The organism is Aequorivita sp. H23M31 (assembly GCF_004022485.1).
Lineage (GTDB): Bacteria > Bacteroidota > Bacteroidia > Flavobacteriales > Flavobacteriaceae > Aequorivita > Aequorivita ciconiae.
Window position 1 is genome coordinate 2,926,385 of record NZ_CP034951.1, and the last position, 25,538, is coordinate 2,951,922.

The following is a 25,538-nucleotide window of genomic DNA, read 5'->3' on the forward strand; positions in this document are numbered from 1 at the left end:
CAAACAAACCAAATAATATTCCTATTTTTGCGCTCGCTTTGAGAACTTAAAGAAAATGGACTTCTTTTTTCTGATACAGCTGAGGTATAGTTCATTAGGATTTAAATCCAAATGATCGTAATCTCTTCAGAAGTTAAATGGAGCGGAGCAAATTATAGAAATTAAAATGAGCCTAAAGAAAGCCACCGCTATTATCCTTCTGATTTTATTGATAGACCAAGTGTCGAAAATCTATATAAAGACCCATTTTATGTTGGGAGAAGAAATTCGCGTTTTCGATTGGTTTCGTATTCTTTTCGTTGAAAATGAAGGAATGGCTTGGGGTGCAAAAATTCCTGGAACTTATGGGAAACTTATTCTAACCCTTTTTAGGATCGTGGCCATAGGTGGAATTGGATACTGGTTGTGGGATTCAATAAAAAGAAAGTCCTCCCGAATTTTAATTTTCTGTATTGCCTTTATTTTTGCCGGGGCCTTGGGAAATATCATCGATTCCGTTTTCTACGGTCTCATTTTCAACGATAGTCACAGGCAAGTAGCAACTCTGTTTCCGGAAGCTGGTGGATATGGAACGTTGTTCCATGGAAAAGTGGTAGATATGCTATATTTCCCCTTATATAATGGGACTTTGCCGGAATGGATCCCAATATGGGGTGGTCAATATTTCACCTTTTTTGACCCTGTTTTTAATGTCGCCGATTCTGCAATTAGCGTGGGTGTAGTTCTTTTGTTGATCTTCAACAAAAAAGCATTTCCGAAGAAATAGAATCGAATTTCTTTTTTGAAGCCATACGAATAAACCCCGAAGATCCTATAATTCTTTTCCTTTTGGATTAACTGGGAGGGGCAAGTAGATTGAATGGATAAAAGGGGAGATTCCGAAGTACCCAATATAGAATTGCCAATCCAAAAAATCCGAAGATAAAGAGTTTACTGTAAAAGAGCATAAATCGATAACTCGTGCCGAATATCCAGTTGGCAACTGTGATTCCCAATCCGTAGATTAAAATTGGTAACGTCAACACCATTAATGGATTAAATCGAAAAGCTCCACTAATATTCCCGTGTAACAAAAGATGAACAGCACGTTGCGAACCGCAACCAGGGCAGTAAAATCCCGAGACGTAATACATTGGACAGGGCAGAAAAAAGCCTTTGGAAGGATTGAAAAAATAATAAATAAGAAAAATGCCCCCAAACAAGGTTGTAATGAGGGCTATTTTCCCAAGTTTAGTAATATTCTGAGAAAGCACCACCAAATCCGATTACTAGGAAGAATAGAACATACAATACCCAAATTATTACCGCAACAGCGGCGCCCCATATGGCCCATTTCTTCGCGTCGTCTGCCGCCTTTTGAGCTCCAGCATAATCGCCAAGTGCCCATAATTCCTTTACTTTTGTAGATTTAATAATTGATACTATGCCTAAGGGTAAACAGCATAACACAGTGCATAAAATCGCCCACACCAAATTATTGTCTGGCGGCGTTCCGATGGGTTGGTTGTTGGTTGTTTCCATTTTGTATTGGGTTGGTTAATAAATATTTAACTCTATAAAGATAAATGGTTATTTTTAAAATCAAAGGTTTTTTCGGGGGTGATGCAATAATCCAAAGGAATGTCAGTGGCTTCAAAAAATATTTTGGGCTCAGGTTCAAAGAAAGATAATCCGATAAACACTGTATCTTTTCGACATTTTTTCAAGAAACGATCATAAAAACCCTTGCCATAACCTATTCGATGCCCGTTTAGATCGTAAGCTAATAGCGGAACAAAAACCACATCCAATATTTCCGGTGAGATTTCTATTCCTGAAACAGGTTCGGGAATCCCATAATCCGAGACCTTAAGAGGAGTATTATCCTGAAGCAGAATATGTTTCATTTCATTGGTTGAAAAATCTGCTTTGGATACTACTATGCTTTTTTCCTTTCCCTGCAGAATATGCATTAAGAAACTTGTGTCCACTTCTTTTTTATGCGAAATAGGAAGAAATATATGATAATACGTTCCATTCCAAATAGGAAGTTTTAAAGCTTGGTTTGCAATCTGAAGACTCATATCCTCCACCGAACTTTCAGATAAGTCTTCTCGAAGCTTTTTGTATTTTATTCGTAAATCCGATTTGTGGCTCATATATCAAAAGTAAGAATCTTAGGCCAGTCGCAGAGGGAAAAATGTTAGGAGTTTATGAGTTGAGGTGTTTAGGAGTTGAGAAGTCGAGGAGGAGACCTTTAGGGCTGAAGTAAAATGAGGGTTATCGATAATAAACATGGCAAATTGAACATTGAATAGGGTAAATTGATAATTTCCGAACAGCTAGACACCTTCATCTCATTAACTTAATCCTCCATCTCTTCATCCTCAACATCTGCAGTATTTGCAGTTGAAATATGAAATATGGCATCGCCTTGGTTTACAATAGGGGATTGGTTAACATTGATTATATATCCTTCGTTTGGAGAAGTAACTTTAAACCTCATCGTGCCATAAGGATCTGTAATAGTGGCAAGAAATTCCCCTTTTTCCACGTGCTTATTACATTTAATCTTAATATGAAGTAAACCGCTTCTTTGGGCGCGCACCCATCTGCTCTTTTCAATAATTATGGTATCGTTTTCAGCCAAGGGAACCGGAATTCTCTTGCCTAACATATCAAGGTAATCTAAAAATCGCAGTACTCCGTCTACGCCTTCTTTCACTACAGATTTGTTGCTTTCGCGACTTTTTCCTCCTTCAAATAGTAGCGCTGGAATTCCCATTTTACGGCAAGTATTGCGATAGGATTTCTCGATGGTATTCGAATAAACTGTAAATGGAGCATTGAAAGCTTTGGCAAGTTCTAATAACCTTTCATCACCTTGTCTAATCCTAATCTGTGGTGCATTAAATCTACTTGCCCCTCCAGTATGAAAATCGAGGCAGTAATCTGCATTGGGCAATATCTTTTTTGTGAAATTATAAGCGACCCTACTGGCTAGAGAACCGGATTTTGTACCTGGGAAAACCCGATTAAGATCTCGGCCATCCGGAAAGGATCTATCGCCGTTCAAAAATCCAAACACATTTAATATTGGAATACAGATGATCGTTCCCCGCTTTGGTTTGTTAAGTTTACGGGCAATTAATTGGCGCACAATTTCTACCCCATTTATTTCATCGCCGTGGATTGCGGCAGTAATCAAAACCGTGGGTCCAGGAATTTTGGAACGTTCAATAATAATCGGAATTTCAACCTTGGTGGTTGTATAGAGCTTGGCTATGCTGAAATCCAGTCTTTTACTTTCGCCAAGCGCGATTCGTACATTTAAAATTACTATATCCCGTTCTTCTTTCTTTGCCATTACACGTTGCGCTCAATGTATTTGATGATGGAATTGGCAATATCCTTTCCAGTTGCCGATTCAATTCCTTCCAAGCCGGGAGAGGAATTAACCTCAAGAATAAGGGGGCCGCGAGCGGATTGCAGCATGTCCACACCCGCAATTCCAAGTCCCAAGGCTCTAGCAGCTTTGAGGGCTGCAGTTTCCTCTTCATCCGTAAGTTTTATTACCGTAGCGCTTCCACCTCGATGTAGGTTGGAACGAAATTCTCCTTCTTTGGCCTGTCTTTTCATTGCGCCTACTACTTGTCCATCCACAATAAAAGCACGTATGTCTGCACCGCCAGCTTCCTTGACAAATTCCTGAACAATCACCCTGGCCTGAAGATTATTAAAAGCTTCAATAACTGATTCAGCTGCTTTTCTTGTTTCAACCAAAATAACTCCAATACCTTGAGTTCCTTCTAGCAATTTGATTATCACCGGAGCACCTCCTGCCTGATCTACAATCTCTTTGACATTTTTGGAATAGTTGGTAAAAACAGTTTTTGGCAATCCCAGTCCGGCACGGGATAGTATCTGCAGACTTCTCAACTTATCGCGCGAACGTACCAACGCCTGAGATTCTGTGGTAGTAAAACAGTGCATCATCTCGAACTGGCGAACTACGGCTGTTCCATAAAACGTAACGGAGGCTCCTATCCGCGGAATGATGGCATCGGTATGTCCAAGTTTTTGCCCCTTGTACATAATTACGGGATTCTTCTTTTCGATAACGATGTCGCATTTGGAATGGTTGACTATTTCCACATCATGTTTTCTGGCTCTTGCCGCTTCCACAAGTCGCTTGGTAGAATAAAGATTTGCGTTCGCAGATAATATTTTAATGTTCATTTTTAACTTTTAGTTTGAAGGATAGATTTGTTTTGTTAATATCTACTATAAATTTCTTGCTCAAAAAATTTCGACCCAAAAGTACGGGAAATCGCATCTCTTCTCTGTCACTTAACGTCAAGAATATCTCGGAGGTCTTGCCGAAAAGAATAATCTCGGTCTTGATTCTATATCGCGGTTCAGATTGGCCATTGCTGCTCTTTACGACCTTTACATCATATTCGTCAAAAACAATTTCCTTTTCGTGATAACTGGGATGCTCCTCGTCCAAAAAATTACACTTTAAATAGCCTTCTTCTATCTTAACGTTTTTGCAATGTATAGTAGAAGTATAAGCGCCTGTATCGACTTTCACCTCGATATCAAATAAATTTAAGAGAGGAAAATCTGCTTTATCTATTCGTCCAATATTTCTTTTCATTCGGAATTTGTCTATGGGCCACTTATTAAATAGACCATCATTCTATTTGATTACTGCAAGATAAATAATATAAATTCCAAATAACAGAAAACCAAAAAATTGAGCACTTTAAAATGAGAAACTATTAAAATAGGATCTGGCAGAACTACCTAATAATATAAAAACAAAAATCATTCTCCAGGAAAAGAAACAAGACCGTTGCGCTTCTAGAGCCAATCCCAAAAGCTTTCGGGAAAGACTAAATTTGTGAATGACTGATATTATGTATTATAACAATTTTGATTAGCCAAGGTTGTAGTGTTTTATCTGCCATTTTGAATATGTGAAAAAGCGGGTGAACAATTCAATAACCTCTTGAGGACCCTTATAGTTCGTATTGAAAGGAAGATCATCTTAAATTTAATTGGGCAACATTGAAAAATAAATATTGCTTTTTAGAATTTTTAACTTAGGAAGAGCATTAATATCTATTTAATCCTATTTCGTTCGATATAGCCGATCACGCTTTTTGAGACGCTTTTGCCTGAAGTTGTTTCAATGCCTTCCAATCCAGGAGTGCTATTGATTTCGAGTACCAAAGGACCTTCTTTAGATTGTAATATGTCCACCCCGCAAAATCCCAATCCCATAGCTCGTGCTGCCTTGATAGCTACCTTTTCTTCATCAATGGAAAGTTGGATTTTTTCTGAAGTCCCTCCACGGTGCAGGTTGCTTCTAAATTCTCCACATTTCGAATTTCTTTTCATGGCGGCTACCACCACCCCGTCCACAATTATGGCTCGAATATCGGAGCCCTTAGCCTCTTCAATATATTCTTGAAGTAAAAATTTTACTCCCGCGGTCGAGAGGGTTTCAATGGTAGCCATGGCATTTTGAATACTTTCCGTAAGGATTACACCTTCTCCGTGGGTACCTTCCAAGAGTTTTATAATAACCGGTTTCCCCCCAAATGAGGCCAACTGTTCTTCATATTCGAAGAAGGATGCGTAAAGGGTTTTGGGAACGGGAATTTGGTTCTTCGCCAATATCTGAAAGCAGGTCCACTTGTTACGGCTGTTTAGAATACCTTCGGAAGAGACCACAGTAAAAACTCCCATTGCCTCAAACTGGCGTACCACGTTGGCGCCGAAATTAGTATTAGAAGCTCCAATCCTTGGAATAATAGCGTCAAAGAAATCTATTTTCTCTCCTTCAAAATGTAGAAGTGACTTTCCTTTTTCAATGGAAAGATTGAAATAGGAGGGATCCAAAATTTCCACGGTGTGGTTGCGATCTTTCCCAGCTTTATAAAGACTTCTGGTTGAATATAGGGCTTCCCCGCGGGAAAGAATGGCGATGTTCATAGATGGTTATTGTAGAAGTGAATTAATTTAAATGCCTTTCGTTTCTCAATTCAACAGCCCTAAAATTGAAAAGTTAATTAATTGAATAATGCTTTCAACTCCGTTGCTTCGCTTGGTTTCATTTTTCCTGCCAATACCAAACTTAATTGTTTTCGGCGCAGAGCCGCTTCAAACCGTTTTTTTTCGACTTCTGTTTCCGGTATTAATTCCGGTACTCTTACCGGCCTACCAGTTTCATCAACCGCTACAAAGGTATAAATAGCTTCGTTGGAAATGCTCCGTTCCCCGCTTTCCCTATCCTCGATAAATACATCCATATATACCTCCATGGAGCTGGAAAATGCTCGCGAGACTTTGGCTTCCACGGTAACAACACTTCCCAGAGGAATCATTTTGCTGAATGCCACGTGGTTCACCGAAGCCGTAACAACTATTCGTCTGCTATGTCTTCGAGCAGCAATACTAGCGGCACGATCCATTCTAGCGAGCAGTTCGCCACCAAACATATTTCCAATAGGATTGGTTTCGCTAGGTAGTACGAGATCGGTTATAATCGTGAGTGAGTCACTGGGATTTTTAGGAGTCATTTGCGATATTTATTAGGAGTCTACAAGTGAATATATCGGGATAGAAAATGGAGTTAATAAGGAATGAGTTTTTGTCTGTTTTGTTTCCGACAGTGTTTTTAGACTTCCAACTTGTTAGATTTTTTTTTGCAAATATAACATAGAAATAAAAAGGGAAGGGAAAATAATAAATGTCAACTTAAATATTGACAAGAAACTTTTGAAATAATAAGTTGGGATAAAATGGGAAACGACTTATGGGCTAGTCGATTTCCTGTACAAGAAGCCAGGCATCTGGATTTTCATCACGTTGAATTTCGTGGAGTTTTTTAAGAGCGTCAATTCTTTCCTCAAAACTAGCATATATTACCTGATGTAGGCCATAGCGAGTAACCCCCATATTCATTGGAGAATAACCTTTTTCTCGAAGTTGTTCTATTTTTTTATCGGCATTTTCCTCCAATCTATAGGCTCCTGCAACAAGATGGTATTTTCCTATTTGTTTTGCAAGCTCCAGGTTTATTACAGGCAGTGGATTTTCAATAACGAAAGTGGCTTCCTGAATCTGGTTTTCAACCAGCGAGTTGGCCTTTTGGCGTTGTGCAAAATTATATTTTTGGACCTGATTTTCGTACAGCTTCATTCCAGCAAAACCCGAGGCCGTTAGAGCAATAGCAGCGACAGCAGCATATTTTAAATAGGGTCTGGAAACTCTTTGCTGGGTGGCAAGGTTAACAACTCCTTTATCCGTTTTTACCACAGTTTCCCCTTGGATAATGCGACTTATTTCTGGAGAAACAAAACTGGAAAGTCCAAAAGAAGCCGTATTGAAATTTTGTTTATTCAAGGGCTCAAATTGTATAGCTCTTTCTTCGTTCAACGAAAATTCACCAATATTTTTTATGGAAATTGGATTTCCTGCATTCAACTCCGTGTTAAGATGGGCAGAAAATTTGCGGACTCTTTGGAGTGCCGTTTCATAAGAACATTTTTCTGCCGAAGCAACATAATTTGCCAACAAACCATCATTAACTTGAAGCTGCCTGTTGAAGGATAAAACCTTGGACGGGGGATAAAAGGTGTTTGTTGCTTGTTCTATCCTAGCGGATTGATTTCGAGTAAGAAATGCCCCGAAACCCGGGATTATCACGCATTCGTAGCGGTATAATAAATCGGCTATATAATTGGATAGTTGCATAAAAACAAAGTTAACCATTTTTTGAGCGTTTCCAATTTTTGTTTTTGGTATTTATTAACAACGTAAATAGTTGTATTTTTAATTTTCCTCCCTGTTAAAATTCATCGCAATGCTTTCAAACAAAGAACTTCGCTACACCCTTGCGCTACAACGAATTCCCAATCTTGGTGATATCTCGGCAAAGAAACTCTTGCGAAAAGTAGGTTCTGCGGAAGGAATTTTTAAAGAGAAAAAAAGCACTCTAGCCAAAATTGATGGCTTTGGAGTTGTTCGTTTAAAAGAGATAAATATGAAACTTCAACTCGAGCAGGCGGATGAAGAACTCAGATTTATTGAGGATAATGAAGTGGAGTGGACTTATTTTCAGGACAAAAATTATCCTGAAAATCTTAAACACTGCCTCGATGGTCCCATCCTTCTTTTTCAGCGAGGAAATATCGATTTGGGAAACAAGAAGATAATCAGCATTGTTGGTACACGAAAAATAACTAGTTATGGCAATGCTTTCTGTCAAAATCTTATAGAGGAATTGGCACCCTTAAATCCCGTTATCGTATCCGGTTTGGCTTATGGGGTGGACATCTGCGCTCATAAAGCAGCAATGAATAATAATCTTCAAACTATTGGATGTTTGGCACACGGTCTAAACCAAACCTATCCTCGTGAACATAAGAAATACCTAAAAAAGCTAGAGGAGAACGGAGGTGTTTTCACTGAATTTTGGAGCAGTGATAAATTTGAAAAAACAAACTTTTTAAAACGAAATCGTGTTATCGGCGGTCTATCGGAAGCAACAATAGTTATCGAATCGGCAGATAAAGGTGGTAGTCTCGTTACGGCAGATATTGCCCATTCATACAACCGTGAAGTTTTCGCCCTTCCGGGAAGAGCTACGGATGCACAAAGTAGGGGTTGCAATACTCTTATAAAACAACAGAAAGCACACCTCCTTACATCGGCGGCAGACATTATTTATCATTTGGGATGGGAGTTGCAGGAGACGAAAAAACCGCTTCAGACACAACTTTTTGTTGAATTAGATGAAGATGAAAAGATTATTTTCAGATTCCTGAAGGAAAAAGAAAAAGAATTGTTGGATATCATCGCACTTGAATGTAACCTTCCTGTTTTTAAAGTTGCAACTCTTTTGATGAATATGGAGATTAAGGGAGTGGTAAGACCTTTGCCGGGCAAACTTTTTCAGTTGGTATGAAAGGATAATATTAGCTTTTGTTGCCTTGAGTCAATCTACGGTGGTCAGGATAAACCTAAATCGAAAGGTCGCGCAAAAACTTCTCGATGACGCTCGGCTTGACAAATTTATCTCCTACTTTTCATCTTAAAATCGTTTCGAAAAAAAGAAGCAATCCAGTATCTTTGAGGCTATGGCCAATGCTTCAATAACACTGCAGATTTCCACGCTTCCCGATTCTCCAGGAGTTTATCAATATTATGATAAGGATGATAAATTGCTGTATGTAGGTAAAGCGAAAAATCTTAAAAAACGTGTCTCATCCTATTTTACCAAAAATTTCGATAATAATAAAACAAGGGTCCTGGTAAAAAAGATTGCGACTATCAAGCATATAGTCGTTGAAACGGAGACCGACGCGCTTTTGCTGGAAAACAATCTTATTAAAAATTATCAGCCACGGTATAATGTTCTTTTAAAGGACGATAAAAGTTATCCTTGGATTTGCATTAAGAATGAAAGGTTTCCGCGCGTATTTAGCACCCGTCAGGTTATCCGTGATGGCTCGGAATATTACGGTCCCTACACAAGTATGAAAACCGTCCACATACTTATGGACCTTATAAGGGGTTTATACCCACTTCGCACCTGCAATTATGACCTTTCAAAAAAGAATATAAAAGAAGGAAAATTTAAAGTTTGTTTGGAATACCATTTAGGAAATTGTCTAGGTCCCTGCGAGGGCCTGTTTTCCGAAAAAGATTATATGGAGAACATTGATGCCATAAGGAACATTATAAAAGGGAATTTCAAAAATTCATTGAACAAATTTAAGGGCCAGATGAAAAGATTGGCGGAGGATCTTAAGTTTGAGGAGGCTCAGAGAATCAAAGAAAAGATAGATGTTCTGGAAAACTATCAATCCAAATCAACGGTAGTAAATCCGAGAATCAACAATGTGGATGTTTTCTCTATTATCGCAGACGAAAGTTTTGCTTATGTTAATTTTTTGCAGATTTCGCACGGAGCTATAATTCGGTCGCATACCTTGGAACTTAAGAAGAAATTGGATGAATCTGATGAAGATCTTTTGTTGCTTGGAATCGTAGAAATGCGACAACGTTTCAATTCCCTCTCCAAGGAGATTTACGTTCCTTTTGAAGTTGATCTTGGAGAAGATGTGAAAGTGCATGTTCCGAAACTGGGGGACAAAAAACAAATCCTCGATCTATCGGAAAGGAATGCCAAATACTTCCGAATGGAGCGTTTTAAACAGACCAAGATTGTAGATCCAGAACGGCATGAAAAACGGATTATGGCGCAGATGAAAAAGGATCTCCGTCTTTCCGAGGAACCTAGGCATATTGAATGTTTTGACAATAGTAACATTCAGGGAAGTAATCCTGTAGCAGCGTGTGTTGTATTTAAAAATGGAAAACCAAGCAAAAAGGATTATAGAAAATTCAATATAAAAACGGTGGTTGGACCTGATGATTTCGCTTCTATGGAAGAAGTTGTTTATCGCCGTTACAAAAGATTATTGGATGAGGAGCAACCCTTACCGCAACTTATCATCATTGATGGGGGAAAGGGGCAACTCTCCTCTGCTTTGAAAAGTCTGGATCGATTGGGTTTGCGAGGAAAAATAGCTATAATTGGAATAGCCAAGCGCTTGGAGGAACTATTCTATCCGGACGATCCCATTCCGCTGTATTTGGATAAAAAGAGTGAAACGCTGAAAATTATCCAACAATTGCGTAATGAGGCACACAGATTCGGAATTACCTTTCACCGCAGCAAAAGAAGTAAACAGGCTTTGGATACGGAATTGGAAACAATTCCAGGTGTCGGGGAGAAAACGATTATAACTCTTTTAGGCCATTTTAAAAGTAAAAAACGAATTGCTAGTGCTAGTTTCGAGGAACTAGCCGATATTGTGGGGGAAAGTCGGGCGAAGAAATTAGTTCAACATTTTTCCGAAAAGTGATATAATAATATTTCTTTACCATCAGTTTGAGAACCCAAAAAGAATGTATTAATGAAAATGGACAAGATACTTTTACTAGTATTTCTTTTGATTATGGGCATTTCTTTTTCGCAAGATAAGAACAGCGATGATCTTAAAGTGGGGCTAGTATTAAGTGGTGGAGGCGCAAAGGGTCTAGCGCACATAGGAGCATTAAAAGTAATAGAAGAAGCCGGCATTCGTATCGACTACATTGGAGGTACAAGTATGGGTGCCATAATCGGGGCTTTATATGCTTCAGGATATACCGCTACCGAATTGGACAGTATATTTATGCAAACGGATTTTAAAATGCTCATCCAAGATGACATTCCGCGTGGTTCCAAAACCTTTTATGAAAAAAAAGAGTCTGAAAAATACGCCCTCATACTACCATTTGAAAATTTTAAAATTGGCCTTCCCTCTGGACTTTCGAAGGGACAAAATGTTTATAATCTTCTTTCCAGGCTCACCACCCACGTAAGTAGTATTTCAGATTTCAGCAAATTGCCGATTCCGTTTTTTTGCGTCGCCACCAATGTCGAAACCGGTAAGGAGGTAATATTGGATCATGGCTATCTTCCGCAAGCAGTGTCCGCAAGTGGTGCCCTGCCCTCATTGTTTAGACCGGTGGTTATCGATGATAAGGTTTTAATTGATGGTGGGGTTGTAAATAATTATCCCGTAGATGAAGTTCTGGCAAAGGGCATGGATGTAATCATTGGTGTGGACGTTCAGGACACCTTAAGGGGCCGAGAAGGACTGCAATCAGCATTTCAGGTGCTTGTGCAGATCAACAATTTTAAGACCATTAGCGATATGGTGGCAAAACGAGAAAAAACCGATGTGTACATCCATCCAAATATTGAGGATTTTAGCGCTATTTCCTTCGATGCTGGAAAGAATATTATCGAGTCGGGTGAAGAAAGCGCCAATGCCCAGCTGGAGAGGTTGGAGCAGATTGCACAACATCAAAAAACATCTAAAAGGGAAAGGGTTGCTTTTGAGACAAATGATACGATCGTAATAGACGATGTAAATATTCAGGGAAATAAGAAATATACCAGGAGTTATGTTGTAGGAAAACTGAAATTGCGGCCTCCGGTTAAAATGTCCTATGCTGAATTTAGTGAGGGTATAAATAATCTTTCCGCCACTGGAAATTTTCAGAGTATTAATTACAAACTGGTAACTGACTCCTTGGGCAAAAATCAATTACAGATTCGCCTGCGGGAAAACAATTCACAAATGTTCTTGAGGTTCGGAGCTCATTATGACAATCTTTTTAGAACTGCAGCGCTGGTAAATATTACTCGCAAACGTTTAATAACCAATAATGATATTGCGTCTTTAGATCTTATTGCGGGAGACAACCTACGCTATAACTTTGAATACTATATAGATAAGGGATATTATTGGAGTGTAGGATTCAATTCAAAGTATCACTTTTTTCAAACAGGAGTTCCATTAAGTTTCGTGGATGTCGATTTTCCTATGCTGGTTAATATACCTATTAATGAAATTTCCATCAAATACAGCGATTTTACCAATCAATTATATTTTGAAACTCCCTTTAGAAGAACTTTTTTATTGGGAGCTGGGGTGGAGCATAAATATTTACGATACCTTTCAGAAACTATTGGCACCAAAAGTAACAATTTGCCGCGGACTATTTTTGAAAGTACGAATTACTATAGTACGTATGGGTTTTTGAAATATGATAGTTATGACAATAGTTTTTTCCCCACCAGTGGAGCTTATTTTTCGGGGGATTTTCATTGGTATCTATTTGCCAATGGGCTGAATGAGGATTTTAAGCCTTTTTCGATCGCCAAAGCAAAAATAGGGTATGCTCATAAAATTTTCGATCGGATTTCTGTCCATCTTACCACCGAAGGAGGGTTCAAGCTAGGAGGTCCAGAAACTACTACACTTGATTTTGCTTTGGGTGGATACGGTTTTAAGGAAATGAACAACATTATACCCTTTTTGGGATATGAAGCTATATCGCTTCGAGGAAACACTTATCTTAAATCCTCAATAACTTTTGATTATGAGATTTTCAGGAAAAACCATATCAATGTCGGCGCAAATATCGCCAATGTTGGGAATGATCTTTTTGAGAAGGATCAATGGATAGATAGAATTGGATATTCGGGCTTTTCCGTTGGCTATGGCTTGGAAACACTTTTAGGACCCATGGAGCTAAAATATTCTTATTCACCCGAGCTTAAACAAAACACTTGGTTTGTAGCGCTGGGCTACCGTTTTTGATTTTCTAGTAATCTTTTGGGTGCGTTCCTCGTCACTTCTTATAACCAGCGCATTTAGCATTTCATTTATCCGATTCAAGATAATTTTTTCGATATTTGTGGATAAACTCTACAATTATGCCTTTTTATCATAAACTGGGTAAAATACCGCCTAAACGTCACACCCAATTCCGAAAACCGGATGGCAGTCTTTATTCCGAACAATTGTTCGGCACCATTGGTTTCGATGGAATGTACAGCAATATTTATCACGAAAGTAGGCCTACCCAAGTAAAGGAAATCAAAAAACAATATAATGTAGCGCCTAAAATAGCTAGTTCGAACAATATGCTTTCGCTTCGATTGGATGGTTTCGGTATAAAACCTGAGAAGGATTATTTAGACAGCCGGAAAACTGTTCTTACGAATAGTGATTGCAGTATTATACTCGCGGCACCGCAAAATTCATTAAGAGATTATTTTTATAAAAATACCGATGCGGATGAAGTAATTTTTATTCATAAGGGAAGTGGAAAGTTGCGGACCTTCTTAGGGAATCTGGATTTCAAATACGGAGATTATCTGGTAATTCCCAGAGGGGTAATATATCAAATTGATTTTGATACCCCTGATAACCGTCTTTTTATAATAGATTCTCGTCAACCTATATATATGCCGAAGCGATATAGAAATTGGTTCGGGCAATTGTTGGAACATTCTCCATATTGTGAGCGTGATATACGAAAGCCGGAAGAATTGGAAACACACAATGAAAAAGGTGAGTTTTTGGTTAAGGTAAAAAAGAATGACGATATTTTTGAGATGGTTTATGCCACACATCCTTTTGATGTAGTGGGTTATGACGGGTATAATTATCCTTATGCATTTTCCATCCACGATTTTGAACCGATAACCGGACGAATCCATCAACCTCCGCCGGTACACCAAACTTTTGAAACCACAGCTATGGTAATTTGTAGTTTTGTACCGCGCTTGTACGATTATCACCCAGATAGTATTCCCGCACCTTATAATCATAGCAATATTGATAGCGATGAAGTGTTATATTATGTGGACGGAGATTTTATGAGTCGGAATGATATTAAAGAAGGACAGATTACACTTCATCCCGCAGGAATTGTCCACGGACCGCATCCAGGAGCGGCTGAACGAAGTATCGGAAAGGAAAAAACCGATGAGCTAGCTGTTATGGTAGACACCTTTAAGCCTTTACAGGTAACGGAGGTTGGTATGAAACTTTCGGACGGGACCTATTATCAAAGCTGGCTGGAGTAATGAAATAATCGCATTTCGCAGTCAGTATATAATTTATTTTGCTAAAGAGAAGATCTCAGTAAAACGAAGACGAAACTGTTTCTTCGGAAGGATAGAATGAAATAAAAACTATTTTTGACAATTGAGGAGTAAAATTTACAACTCGCTAAGAAAAAAACTAATTAATTATTATGAGTAAAGAAATTAAGTCGGTCGAGTATGGCCTTGAAAAGATTTTTGATGGGGCAGAGGATTTTTTGCCTTTGTTGGGGACGGATTATGTAGAATTTTATGTGGGTAATGCCAAGCAGGCTGCACACTATTATAAAACTGCCTTCGGATTTCAGTCCTTTGCTTATAAGGGATTGGAAACTGGTTCTAAGGATACGGTAAGTTATGTATTGAAGCAGGATAAAATTAGGTTGGTTCTTACATCTCCTTTAAATAGCCAATCCCCAATTAACGACCACATTGTAAAACATGGTGATGGTGTTAAGGTGATTGCTTTATGGGTTGATGACGCACGCTCTGCTTATGAGGAAACTACAAAGCGAGGTGCAAAGAGCTATATGGAACCTACCGTAGAAAAGGATGACAATGGTGAAATTGTGCGAAGTGGAATTTATACCTATGGAGAGACAGTCCATATGTTTGTAGAAAGAAAAAATTATAGCGGTCAATTCCTTCCAGGGTATAGAGAGTGGAAATCTGAGTATAATCCCACTTCTACAGGCTTCAAGTTTATTGATCATATGGTGGGGAACGTAGGTTGGGGCGAAATGAACACATGGGTTCAATGGTATGAAGATGTAATGGGGTTTGTGAATTTTCTTTCTTTTGATGACAAACAGATTACCACGGAATATTCTGCTTTGATGAGTAAGGTAATGTGTAATGGAAACGGACGAATCAAATTCCCTATAAACGAACCTGCGAAGGGAGTAAAAAAATCACAGATAGAGGAATATCTTGACTTTTATGAAGGACCTGGTGTACAGCATTTGGCCGTTGCCACCGATGATATAATCAAAACAGTTGCCGATCTAAAATCACGTGGGGTGGAATTTTTGCCACCGCCACCGCAAGCGTACTACGATGATATACCAAGGAGATTAGGCGGCCATATGAAAATTATGAAGGAAGATATCAGAGAACTTCAAAGGCTGTCAATACTAGTTGATGCAGACGAAGAGGGATACCTTTTGCAGATTTTCACAAAACCTGTTCAGGACAGACCCACATTATTTTTCGAGATAATTCAGCGAATGGGAGCGAAGGGGTTTGGTGCCGGAAACTTTAAAGCTCTTTTTGAATCTATTGAGCGTGAGCAGGAACAAAGAGGAACATTGTAGTCCGATATTGGGCTGAAGATGCCTTCAGGGCGCAAGAAGAAGTGTGAGAATATTCCCACTTCTAATACTTGCGCCTTTTTCACTTAAAAACTTCTTTTGATTTTTTGGAACAGTAATTGTAATTTTCTTAAAAACAGAACTTGTTAACTTATGAAAAAGATACTTCCAGCTTTATTGTTGCTTTTAATTGTTTCATCATCATTTGCCCAAAATAATGCTTATGGAGCCGGAGAGTTTTTTAAGTTCAGGGTACATTATGGGTTTGTAACCGCGGGTTATGCCAGCCTTGAAGTTAAGAATGCCACCTTAAAAGGAAAGGATGTTTATCACGTGCGTGGTTACGGTAAAACCGTAGGCGTTTCCCGGTGGTTTTTTAAAGTTGAGGATGACTATCAATCGTATATTGATAAAGAGAAAGATATTCCTTACAAATTCATTAGAAAAATTGATGAAGGCGGATACACCAAGGATGTTGTAGTGGATTTCGATCACTCATCTAAAAAGGCAACGGTAAACGATAAGAAACACAATGAAACTTCAGTTTTTTCGTTTCCAAAGAATACCCAGGATATGATTTCGGCTTTTTACTATCTCCGAAATCATTTGGATGTAGAGAAAATAAAGGAGGGAGATATAATCGAGATGAATATGTTTTTTGACAAGGAGAATTTCAAATTCCAGTTAAAGTTTATGGGCAGAGAAAATTTGTCAACTAATTTTGGAGAAATTCGAACTCTCGTTTTCCGGCCTTACGTACAATCAGGACGTGTTTTTAAGGAAAAGGAAAGCCTAACCGTTTGGATAAGTGACGACGAAAATAAAATTCCATTATTGGTAAAGGCTAATTTGGCTGTAGGATCTCTTAAGGCTAGTTTAATAGAATTTAAAGGTTTGCAGCACTCCTTCCAAATAATTGTAAAATAATATTTATTATTGCCGACCGGTAGAAGACGCCCGAAGAGAACCATCATGTTATGCATTTTTCAAGATGTTTTTTCTATAAAATTAGATTTTGAAAAGCAGGTTCGAACGGTGGAAAGGTTTTTAAAAGATAATTATTAAAATTTATTGTATTGAAATTTCTCTCATTCCAAAAATTAATTTTAGCAGCACTTACTATTTCTTTTTTTACAGCTTGTGAAAATCAAGTTGATGATTTATCCGAGTCTGCCGAAATTGAGCCAGTTCCTCTAATACATCAATACGGATATATACTAAACGATTTTAATGTAGTTCGTGATACCATTCGGAAAGGAGATACTTTCGGGGATATTTTATTTGCTAATGGAGTTTCTCAAGACAAAATCATGGAAGTGGCAACCAAATTTCGGGATAGTTTTGATGTAAGGAAAATGGTTGTGGGTAAGCCCTATGTATTACTGAATGCGAAAGATTCCACCAACATCACCCAAGTTTTTATTTATGAAGCGAATCAGGTTGATTATGCTGTGGTTGATTTCCGCGATTCCATTTCTATCAACAATCGCCAAAAACCTGTTCGTTATGAGGAACGGGAAGCTTCAGGAGTAATTACTAGCTCTCTTTCGGCGACTATGGAAGAGCAAAATCTAAGTCCGTATATGACGGACCAATTGGCAAATATTTACGCTTGGACCATTAACTTTTTCAAATTGCAGCCCGGAGATCGTTTTAAGGTAGTTTATACCGAAAAATTTATTGACGATACGATTCCTGCCGGACTGAAAGAAATTAAAGCTGCTTATTTTGAACATCGGGGAAAACCTCTATATGCCTTTAAATTTGATTCCGATTCCGATTCGTTTGAAAAAATCTCTGGTTATTACGATGAGTTGGCCAACAATTTAAAAAGAGCATTTCTTAAGGCGCCTGTAAAGTTCAGTAGAATTTCCTCCCGCTACAATCTAAATCGTAGAATTAAATATTATGGCTATCAAGTGCGGCCACATAGAGGTACTGACTTTGCCGCCCCTATTGGAACTCCCATTTTAGCTACGGCTGATGGCGTAGTGTCAAAATCAGAATATAAGGGCGGCAATGGAAATTATGTTAAAATAAGGCACAGTGGAACTTATGAGACCCAATATCTGCACATGAAAGCTAGGAATGTAAAAGTTGGGCAATACGTGAGCCAAGGAGATGTAATTGGCTGGATCGGTATGACAGGGAATACTAGTGGTCCGCACGTGTGCTACCGATTCTGGAAACATGGAAAGGAAGTTGACCCATTTCAGGATGATACCCCATTTTCAAAACCTTTGCCGGATGGATTGCACGATTCTTATTTCAGTGTGCAGTCTCTTTTGAAAGAGAAGTTAGACTGCATTGTCTTTTAAATCTACCTTAAATTCGAAAAGATTTTCCAATTCTTTCTGAAAATTGATATAATTTTCATTTTCTGTATCAAAAGGTTTTAGAAATTATGATAATACCAATCAAATAGCCTTATCTTTTTATGGGATTCTCACTAGATCCATCATCCTGTTGATAATATAATCCTTTAACATAAAATTGTAATTATATGTTTTTAATTTAAGTGGTATAGTTCTATATTTGCAACAACTAAATCATCTTAAATATAAATATTATGAAAAAAATTACAAGGTACATGTTTACTATATGTACAATTCTTGCATTTGCCACAGCAGTCAATGCTCAAAAGTCAGGAGAAAATTCTGTTTTTGTATCTCCAGAGATGCAGATTCAAATTCAAAAGGCTTTGGATAATCCGGCAAGAACTCAGTCCCAAAATGCTAACAGAACCTTAACTGCTACTTATGTAGGGTCTTTTGAGACGAATGGGGGCCCTTTTTGGATGGAAAATCCTGCAGTTTATAGTGGTGTGGAAGCAGCAGCTTTTATTTTTGGAGGCAGCCCTTCAGATTATGCGATTTCGACAAACTCGAATATTACTGACCCATCCACTATTACTCATACTGCCTGGGCTTCAACTTGGGGAGTGGGATGCGAAGAGGTAGCTGAAGATTACTCTTTGGATCTTGGAGATCCAGGATATAATGTTCCTGGGGGGTTAGGCAGTGCCACATCCGCATTTGTAGAAGATTGGTGTATGGGTGGCCAAACCAATTATGTGTGGTTGGTTGAACCGGTTTCGTCTAGCTCATTTATAACCACTTGGGCTACCACAGCACCCAACCAGTCAATTACTATTCCAACAACCGGTGGAGGATACAATTATGATGTTAACTGGGGAGATGGTAATACTGACACTGGAATAACCGGAAACGCAGTTCACACTTATGCTTCTTCTGGTACTTACACCGTAGAAATACAAGGAAACTTCCCTCGTATTTACTTCGATAATTCTGGGGATCGTTTAAAAATTAAATCAATTGAACAATGGGGTAACGGTACTTGGACTTCAATGAATTCGGCTTTTGCAGGTTGTGAGAATCTGGTGAGCAATGCAACTGATATGCCAAATCTTTCGTCAGTTACGGATATGTTTGGAATGTTTGCTTTTGCAAGAAATTTCAATGGAGATGCTCAATTTGGTAATTGGGACGTCAGCAATGTAACTGATATGTATGGAATGTTTGGTGGAGCTTCGATGTTTAACTATCCAATTGGAAATTGGGACGTAAGCAATGTTACAAATATGGGTAGTATGTTTAACGGGGCTACCATTTTTAATCAAGATATTGATGGATGGAACGTGAGTAATGTAACTAATATGGAAGAAATGTTTAGAACTGCCTACGCCTTTAATCAATCATTAAACAGCTGGAATGTAGGAAATGTAATGAATATGACGGCTATGTTTAACTATGCGAGGAATTTTAACGGAGATATAGGTGGTTGGGATGTAGGACAAGTTACATCTATGGCTGGTATGTTTGGTGGAGCGTCAGTATTTAATCAAAATATTGGTAACTGGAATGTGGGCAATGTAACCAACATGTACCGTATGTTTGATGGAGCAACCCAGTTTAATCAAGATTTAAATTGGGACGTCAGTCAGGTAACTAATATGGATAGAATGTTCACTACTGCAATGGAGTTTAATGGAGATATTAGTGGATGGAACGTGGGTCAAGTTACTAACATGAATGGAATGTTTGCATATGCTAGAAAATTTAATAGTCCACTTGGAAATTGGAATGTTAGTAATGTAACCAATATGTACGGTATGTTTGGTGGTGCATCAGTGTTCAATCAAGATATTAGCAATTGGAATGTGGGCAACGTGAAAAATATGGCCGAAATGTTTAATGGTGCTACACTTTTCAACCAAGACTTAGGATCCTGGGATGTTAGTAATGTTACCAATATGAAAAACATGTTCAGAACGGCTATGAGATTCAATGCTGACATTAGTAGTTGGAACGTGAGTAAAGTTACTAACATGAATCGTATGTTTTATCATGCCAATAGATTCGATCAAAATATTGGAAATTGGAATGTTACGAAAGTAACAGATATGACTGGTATGTTTTCCGGAGTGACTCTTTCCACATTAAATTATGATGCGCTATTGAATGGCTGGAGCAATCTTACATTGAAAAACAATGTTAAGTTCCACGGTGGTAATAGCACATATTGTGCTGGTGAAGTTGCGAGACAGAGCATAATTAACTCATATAACTGGACAATTAATGATGGAGGAAAGGACTGTACTCCTCCACTAAGAATGGATCTGGGTGAAACTGTAATGTTATCTGGAATCGCTCTTTATCCTAACCCAATGGGTGAGCAAATGAGTATAATGAATCCTGATGGACAAAAATTGGTGAGTGCAGCTATTTATGATCTTGCAGGAAGACTTATCAAAACTGTAGATCTTAGCAATGTTTCCTCAGAAATAACATTAGATGTTTCCAATCTTTCTAAAGCTACTTATATGGTTATAATTACTAGCCAAAACAGTAGCGTTTCCAAATTAATGGTTAAAAAATAATTCAATAGGAAAATTTTGGCCGAGGACCCTCCCTTCAAATTTTGAATGGGAGGGTTTTTATTTTAATGATGCTCTATAAAATCAGGCCAGGGAAACTTGTGGATATACCTGAAACTTTACTTCACTCAGGCATTACTTTTATTTAATTCTGCCTCCTTTATTGGGGAGCCTTTATTGTTAATAAAATCCTATCTTTGAAAAATTTCAAAAATCAACTGAAACATGGATACAACTATTCAATTTATTCATTCCTATTGGGCATATCTCGTTCTTCTTATTGTCCTTATCGCAACTTTTAACGCTCTAGCTGGATTTTTTGCTAAACGTGAATATGGGGCGAAGGATTTTAGGATTTCGCTTTTTGCTCTTATTGTTACCCACATTCAAGTGCTTATCGGGCTTATCCTTTATTTCGTCTCTCCTTGGGGAATTAAAAATATCTCAAATTTAGGAATGGGTGCTGTTATGAAAGATTCGACTTCCCGTCTTTTTGCCGTGGAACATCCGATGATAATGATTTTAGCAGCAGTTTTTATTACAATTGGCTATTCGCAGCATAAAAAAAGATTGCTTTCGCATAAAAAATTTAAAAGCTTATCTATCTTTTATACGATTGCCTTGATCTTAATGCTAAGCCGAATTCCGTGGAACCTTTGGTTTTAAGTGTAAGTCAAGTTTTTAAAAGTAATCACAATCATAAAAAAATAGGCATTCAATAACATGAGTGCCTATTTTTTATTAAAGAGTTTAAAGAAATTAATTTTCCTTATTTATTTCTTTTATTAAATATATAAAAACTGGAAAGTGATCGCTATAACCCCCAGTGTACCCATTGGCATAACTTCTAAAAGGGTATCCCTTGTATTGGCCACGCGGAGTTTGCAGATAATTCTTATTGAAGATTCCCGCTTTATAAAAACGATAGGAGGTATAATCTTTCTTAGCTAAATCTGTAGAGATAATAATTTGATCAAATAGATTCCACGCATCCCGATAGGCCAAAGTTCCCATTCCTTTTTTGTGCATATCCTCCATCGGGTTGTAGAACTCTTTCATCTTCATATAATCCCGATTACTCTTCGTTTTAAGTACTTCCTTGATACTCGGGCTAGTTGGATCGTCATTCAGGTCGCCCATTGTAATAATTTTTGCATAGGGATCTTCGCTAAACAAAGAGTCCATAATCTTCTTATTCAACTCTGCTGCTTTAATTCTATTAGGTCTGCTGCGCTCTTCTCCGCCATATCGCGATGGCCAATGATTAACAATTATATGTATCATTTCGCCATCAAGCATTCCGCTTACCAAAAGCTCATCACGTGTATAAATTCTTTTCCTTCGGTCTTGACTATCATATAGTACCAGCTCATAGGCTTTATAGTCTGTGGGAGTAAACAGTTTCTTTTTGTAAAGAAGAGCTACATCAATTCCACGACGATCTGGACTATCAATGTGAACGATGCCGTAGTCCTGAATTAACAATGGATTTTGATTGACCAAATCTTCCAACACGCGCCTATTCTCGACTTCAGCAACTCCTATTATGGCCGGAGAAGATCCAGTTACATCTGCTCCAATTTCTGAAATTACTTTGGCCAGTTTCGAGAGTTTGTCCTCATAATTTTCTTGGGTCCAGTTATTTTTTCCCTCTGGAGTCCAATCTTCATCAAAAATAAGAGGATCCTTTTCATAGTCGAAAAGGTTTTCAACATTGTAGAATGCTACCGTGATTATCTTATACTGCTTTTCATTTTGGGAAAAAGTAGAAAAGCTTGAAAATATTAAAAAAAACGCAAAAAGGATCAAAAATCTCATTTCAGAATAGTAAAGATGTTATGTTAATTTTAACAAAATTTATTTCAAAGGTACTTCTTTCATTTAAAAAATGTAGTTTTGCTCTCTGCAATTTTAAACAATATTATCGTATAATTTTTTACAAAGAGAATGAACAGATTCATTTTAGTCATTTGCGCTGTATTTTTGGTAGGTTTTACCACTTTAGCTCAAGATACTTCTGTAACAGGAAAGGTTCTAGATACCTATTCTAGCGAACCCATTCCGGGAGTGGAGGTTTCTCTTATGGGAAGTAATTTTAATGCCCAGACGGATAGTAATGGTGTTTACACCATTTCCGGTCAAAACCTCCCTGTCGGAGAACAAATCCTTCTATTTTCGAAATCTGGATATCTTACACAAAGAGTTCCAATTACCGTTCCCGATAGTGGGATTTCTGAAATGGCAACTCTATTGCTAGCCGTAGATCTTGCAGAAGTTGAATCCCAAATAGGTGTAATAAGCCTTTCCGATGACCAATTGGACGACGATGATGGTACATCATATAATGTGTCTGGTCTATTACAGGCATCAAAGGATGTGTTTCTAAACGCAGCCTCCTATGATTTTAGTGCCACTTTTTTTAGACCGAGAGGTTATGATTCCGAAGATGGAAAGGTTCTGATAAATGGTTTAGAGATGAACAAACTATATGACGGCAGACCGCAATGGAGCAACTGGGGAGGCTTAAACGACGTTCAGCGTAACCAAATGTTTTCAATGGGAATCACTCCAAATGAATATACATTTGGTGATCTTGCGGGTACTACTAATATTATTATGCGAGCCTCGCAATATCGTAAAGGAGGTAGAATTTCCTATGCAGCTGGAAACAGAAGTTATCGTGGTCGCATTATGGGTTCCTATAGTAGTGGTCTTTTGGCTAATGGCTGGGCGTATTCCGTGCTCGTATCCAGACGATTTGCGGATGAGGGGTATAACGAGGGAACATTGTATGATGCAAATTCCTTTTTTGCTTCCGTTGAAAGAAAATTGAATGAAAAACACAGTTTGAATTTAACAGCCTTCTATACGCCTAACCGAAGAGGAAAATCTTCTGCCAATACACAGGAAGTTTATGACCTAAAAGGGACAAGATACAATTCATATTGGGGTGAGCAAGATGGCGAAATTCGAAACTCTCGAATTAAAGAGGTTGAGGAACCTGTGGTTATGCTAAACCATTATTGGGATATAACCGAAAATGTAGAGTTAAACACAAACGTAGGGTACCAATTTGGAAAAATAGGGAATAGCCGCCTGGGATACGACAATGCTCCCAACCCCGATCCTTCCTATTATCAAAAACTTCCAAGTTACTTTATGGCAGATCCCAATGGACCAAACTATGAAGGAGCTTACAGAGCATATTCCTCATTCGTAAACGACGGGCAGATTAACTGGCAGGATATCTATGAAACCAATGTTTTCTACGGGGGTACGTCTAGATATTATCTCTATGAAGATAGAAATGACGATAACCAAATAATGGCGAACTCTATTTTGAATGCAAGGCTCACGGATCGTATCGCATTAACAGCTGCGGTGAATTATAAAAACTTAAATTCACATAGCTATGCTAATATGTTGGATTTATTGGGTGGAAATGGATATTTAGATGTTGATACTTTTAATCAAGGAGATGCTGCACAAAATGATTTGAATAATCCGAATAGAGTTGTTGGCACTGGGGATACATTTAAATATAATTACGAGTTTGACGCGACTGAATACGGTGGATTTGTACAGAGTCAGTTTTCCTATTCCGCGGTGGATTTCTATATTGCTGCTAAAGCCGGTAAGATGAGCTATCAGCGAAATGGTTTATATCGAAGCGGACTTTTTGCGAATGATAACGAATCTTTCGGTAAGAGTGAAAAACTAGATTTCACCACATATGGGGCTAAGACAGGAGCTACCTACAAAATTACTGGCAAACACGCCTTGGAAATCAATGGAGCTTATTTTACCGATGCACCCTCTCTTCGAAATTCTTTTTCTAATTCCAGACAATCGAATGCAGTTGTAAAAGGTTTGACAGAAGAAAAATCCATGAATATTGATGGGAGTTATATTTATCGTACTCCTTTTATTAAAGCTAGAGTGACAGGATATTATACTCTGTTACAGGACGCTTCAGAAATTTCATTCTTTTATGCCGATGGTATTTCGGTTCAGGGAAGAAGCGCGACAACTGCTTTCGTACAAGAAGTTCTTACCAATGTTGACAAAAGGAATGTGGGCGGTGAATTTGGTATTGAAGCACAAGTTACTCCTACCATAAAATTAAAAGGTGCTGCTGCTATTGGACAGAATACCTATGATAACAATCCTAATCTTTACATCTCATCGGATTTTGGAGGGGATGTATATCAGGGCACTAATGACAGGATAACTTCTGTGGATTACGGTAAATCTTATTTAAAGGGATATAAGGTTGCTGGAGGACCCCAACAAGCATATCAAATTGGGTTTGAGTACCGCGACCCTGCTTTTTGGTGGTTTGGCGCTACTGTAAATTATTTCAACAATGCTTATCTCGATGTCTCTCCACTTGCCCGTACCAAAAACTTTTATATGGATAGCGATGGAATTCCATTTAATGATTATGACGAAGACACCTCAAGAAGATTGTTAAAACAGGAGAAGTTCGATGATTATATGTTGGTAAATCTTGTAGGAGGAAAATCATGGAGAATTAAGGGGTATTATGTTGGGCTATTTGCGAGTGTCAGTAATATATTCGATAAGGAATATAAAACAGGTGGTTTTGAGCAAGGTAGAAATGCTAATTATAGAACTTTATCCAAAGACGCTTCTCTTGATACCAGAGTATTTGGACCCAAATATTGGTATGGATATGGAGCCAATTATTACCTGAACGTTTACGTTAGATTTTAATAAATAAAAAAGTAATTTTATTATAAAATGAAATGCCCAAGAGGAAATAACGAGCGGGCAAAATAAAATTCATTGAAAAACAAAT

21 protein-coding genes are annotated in these 25,538 nt (G+C 38.1%); 11 read left to right on the top strand and 10 right to left on the bottom strand.

The genetic code is table 11. The annotated features are described in order from the left end of the window. The first annotated feature begins 166 nt into the window (after positions 1-166). Entirely contained in the window at positions 167-766 is a 600-nt protein-coding gene (locus tag EI546_RS12895; protein WP_128250925.1) for a lipoprotein signal peptidase, read from the top strand. A 67-nt stretch (positions 767-833) separates the two neighbouring features. Here EI546_RS12895 and EI546_RS16780 read toward each other — a convergent pair whose 3' ends face one another. From EI546_RS16780 to EI546_RS12940, 9 genes are all read right to left on the bottom strand, one after another. Continuing rightward, positions 834-1,133 (bottom strand): DUF2752 domain-containing protein, encoded by a 300-nt coding sequence (locus tag EI546_RS16780; RefSeq protein WP_128250926.1) that lies wholly within the window; start codon positions 1,131-1,133, stop codon positions 834-836. Positions 1,134-1,230: 97 nt separating this feature from the next. Beyond that, positions 1,231-1,521, bottom strand: coding sequence for a CD225/dispanin family protein (locus EI546_RS12905; protein ID WP_128250927.1), 291 nt, complete (start codon positions 1,519-1,521; stop codon positions 1,231-1,233). A 32-nt stretch (positions 1,522-1,553) separates the two neighbouring features. After that, positions 1,554-2,138, bottom strand: coding sequence for a 5-formyltetrahydrofolate cyclo-ligase (locus tag EI546_RS12910; RefSeq protein WP_128250928.1), 585 nt, complete (start codon positions 2,136-2,138; stop codon positions 1,554-1,556). Positions 2,139-2,344: 206 nt separating this feature from the next. Next, entirely contained in the window at positions 2,345-3,346 is a 1,002-nt protein-coding gene (locus EI546_RS12915) for a succinylglutamate desuccinylase/aspartoacylase family protein (RefSeq protein ID WP_128250929.1), read from the bottom strand. Continuing rightward, positions 3,346-4,218, bottom strand: a complete 873-nt coding sequence (gene rimK / locus EI546_RS12920; protein ID WP_128250930.1) for a 30S ribosomal protein S6--L-glutamate ligase — start codon at positions 4,216-4,218, stop codon at positions 3,346-3,348. Before rimK ends, EI546_RS12915 begins: the two co-directional genes overlap by 1 nt. Then, complete coding sequence (locus EI546_RS12925) at positions 4,208-4,639, bottom strand: ATP-dependent zinc protease family protein (protein WP_128250931.1); 432 nt, start codon at positions 4,637-4,639, stop codon at positions 4,208-4,210. Before EI546_RS12925 ends, rimK begins: the two co-directional genes overlap by 11 nt. 467 nt (positions 4,640-5,106) lie before the next feature. Further along, positions 5,107-5,982: an ATP-grasp domain-containing protein gene (locus EI546_RS12930; protein WP_128250932.1), complete on the bottom strand. Its 876-nt coding sequence runs from the start codon at positions 5,980-5,982 to the stop codon at positions 5,107-5,109. A 77-nt stretch (positions 5,983-6,059) separates the two neighbouring features. After that, entirely contained in the window at positions 6,060-6,569 is a 510-nt protein-coding gene (locus EI546_RS12935) for an acyl-CoA thioesterase (protein ID WP_128250933.1), read from the bottom strand. A gap of 241 nt (positions 6,570-6,810) precedes the next feature. Next, positions 6,811-7,746 (bottom strand): HU domain-containing protein, encoded by a 936-nt coding sequence (locus EI546_RS12940; RefSeq protein ID WP_128250934.1) that lies wholly within the window; start codon positions 7,744-7,746, stop codon positions 6,811-6,813. Between the two features lie 109 nt (positions 7,747-7,855). Here EI546_RS12940 and dprA point away from each other — a divergent pair, with 109 nt between their 5' ends. From dprA to EI546_RS12985, 9 genes are all read left to right on the top strand, one after another. Then, positions 7,856-8,959 (top strand): DNA-processing protein DprA, encoded by a 1,104-nt coding sequence (gene dprA / locus EI546_RS12945; RefSeq protein WP_128250935.1) that lies wholly within the window; start codon positions 7,856-7,858, stop codon positions 8,957-8,959. Between the two features lie 172 nt (positions 8,960-9,131). Further along, a complete protein-coding gene (uvrC, locus tag EI546_RS12950) occupies positions 9,132-10,925 on the top strand; it encodes an excinuclease ABC subunit UvrC (protein WP_128250936.1) in 1,794 nt (597 codons plus the stop codon). A gap of 51 nt (positions 10,926-10,976) precedes the next feature. After that, on the top strand, positions 10,977-13,217 hold the full coding sequence (locus EI546_RS12955; RefSeq protein WP_317127422.1) for a patatin-like phospholipase family protein: 2,241 nt from the start codon (positions 10,977-10,979) through the stop codon (positions 13,215-13,217). Positions 13,218-13,333: 116 nt separating this feature from the next. Beyond that, positions 13,334-14,491, top strand: a complete 1,158-nt coding sequence (locus tag EI546_RS12960; protein ID WP_128250937.1) for a homogentisate 1,2-dioxygenase — start codon at positions 13,334-13,336, stop codon at positions 14,489-14,491. 170 nt (positions 14,492-14,661) lie between these two features. Beyond that, positions 14,662-15,822, top strand: a complete 1,161-nt coding sequence (gene hppD, locus EI546_RS12965) for a 4-hydroxyphenylpyruvate dioxygenase (RefSeq protein WP_128250938.1) — start codon at positions 14,662-14,664, stop codon at positions 15,820-15,822. 150 nt (positions 15,823-15,972) lie between these two features. After that, positions 15,973-16,746: a DUF3108 domain-containing protein gene (locus EI546_RS12970; RefSeq protein WP_128250939.1), complete on the top strand. Its 774-nt coding sequence runs from the start codon at positions 15,973-15,975 to the stop codon at positions 16,744-16,746. Between the two features lie 149 nt (positions 16,747-16,895). Beyond that, entirely contained in the window at positions 16,896-18,137 is a 1,242-nt protein-coding gene (locus EI546_RS12975; RefSeq protein WP_128250940.1) for a peptidoglycan DD-metalloendopeptidase family protein, read from the top strand. Between the two features lie 251 nt (positions 18,138-18,388). Continuing rightward, a complete protein-coding gene (locus EI546_RS12980) occupies positions 18,389-20,719 on the top strand; it encodes a BspA family leucine-rich repeat surface protein (protein WP_128250941.1) in 2,331 nt (776 codons plus the stop codon). Positions 20,720-20,941: 222 nt separating this feature from the next. Then, positions 20,942-21,382, top strand: a complete 441-nt coding sequence (locus EI546_RS12985; protein WP_128250942.1) for a hypothetical protein — start codon at positions 20,942-20,944, stop codon at positions 21,380-21,382. A 93-nt stretch (positions 21,383-21,475) separates the two neighbouring features. Here EI546_RS12985 and EI546_RS12990 read toward each other — a convergent pair whose 3' ends face one another. After that, positions 21,476-22,534, bottom strand: a complete 1,059-nt coding sequence (locus tag EI546_RS12990) for an endonuclease/exonuclease/phosphatase family protein (RefSeq protein ID WP_128250943.1) — start codon at positions 22,532-22,534, stop codon at positions 21,476-21,478. A gap of 129 nt (positions 22,535-22,663) precedes the next feature. Here EI546_RS12990 and EI546_RS12995 point away from each other — a divergent pair, with 129 nt between their 5' ends. Continuing rightward, positions 22,664-25,453: a TonB-dependent receptor gene (locus EI546_RS12995; protein WP_128250944.1), complete on the top strand. Its 2,790-nt coding sequence runs from the start codon at positions 22,664-22,666 to the stop codon at positions 25,451-25,453. Positions 25,454-25,538 lie beyond the last annotated feature (85 nt).

Coding starts and splice junctions, on each gene's coding strand:
- EI546_RS12895 (WP_128250925.1), top strand. CDS start 167: ATGAGCCTAAAGAAAGCCACCGCTATTATCCTTCTGATTTTATTGATA.
- EI546_RS16780 (WP_128250926.1), bottom strand. CDS start 1,133: ATGTATTACGTCTCGGGATTTTACTGCCCTGGTTGCGGTTCGCAACGT.
- EI546_RS12905 (WP_128250927.1), bottom strand. CDS start 1,521: ATGGAAACAACCAACAACCAACCCATCGGAACGCCGCCAGACAATAAT.
- EI546_RS12910 (WP_128250928.1), bottom strand. CDS start 2,138: ATGAGCCACAAATCGGATTTACGAATAAAATACAAAAAGCTTCGAGAA.
- EI546_RS12915 (WP_128250929.1), bottom strand. CDS start 3,346: ATGGCAAAGAAAGAAGAACGGGATATAGTAATTTTAAATGTACGAATC.
- rimK (WP_128250930.1), bottom strand. CDS start 4,218: ATGAACATTAAAATATTATCTGCGAACGCAAATCTTTATTCTACCAAG.
- EI546_RS12925 (WP_128250931.1), bottom strand. CDS start 4,639: ATGAAAAGAAATATTGGACGAATAGATAAAGCAGATTTTCCTCTCTTA.
- EI546_RS12930 (WP_128250932.1), bottom strand. CDS start 5,982: ATGAACATCGCCATTCTTTCCCGCGGGGAAGCCCTATATTCAACCAGA.
- EI546_RS12935 (WP_128250933.1), bottom strand. CDS start 6,569: ATGACTCCTAAAAATCCCAGTGACTCACTCACGATTATAACCGATCTC.
- EI546_RS12940 (WP_128250934.1), bottom strand. CDS start 7,746: ATGCAACTATCCAATTATATAGCCGATTTATTATACCGCTACGAATGC.
- dprA (WP_128250935.1), top strand. CDS start 7,856: ATGCTTTCAAACAAAGAACTTCGCTACACCCTTGCGCTACAACGAATT.
- uvrC (WP_128250936.1), top strand. CDS start 9,132: ATGGCCAATGCTTCAATAACACTGCAGATTTCCACGCTTCCCGATTCT.
- EI546_RS12955 (WP_317127422.1), top strand. CDS start 10,977: ATGAAAATGGACAAGATACTTTTACTAGTATTTCTTTTGATTATGGGC.
- EI546_RS12960 (WP_128250937.1), top strand. CDS start 13,334: ATGCCTTTTTATCATAAACTGGGTAAAATACCGCCTAAACGTCACACC.
- hppD (WP_128250938.1), top strand. CDS start 14,662: ATGAGTAAAGAAATTAAGTCGGTCGAGTATGGCCTTGAAAAGATTTTT.
- EI546_RS12970 (WP_128250939.1), top strand. CDS start 15,973: ATGAAAAAGATACTTCCAGCTTTATTGTTGCTTTTAATTGTTTCATCA.
- EI546_RS12980 (WP_128250941.1), top strand. CDS start 18,389: ATGAAAAAAATTACAAGGTACATGTTTACTATATGTACAATTCTTGCA.
- EI546_RS12985 (WP_128250942.1), top strand. CDS start 20,942: ATGGATACAACTATTCAATTTATTCATTCCTATTGGGCATATCTCGTT.
- EI546_RS12990 (WP_128250943.1), bottom strand. CDS start 22,534: ATGAGATTTTTGATCCTTTTTGCGTTTTTTTTAATATTTTCAAGCTTT.
- EI546_RS12995 (WP_128250944.1), top strand. CDS start 22,664: ATGAACAGATTCATTTTAGTCATTTGCGCTGTATTTTTGGTAGGTTTT.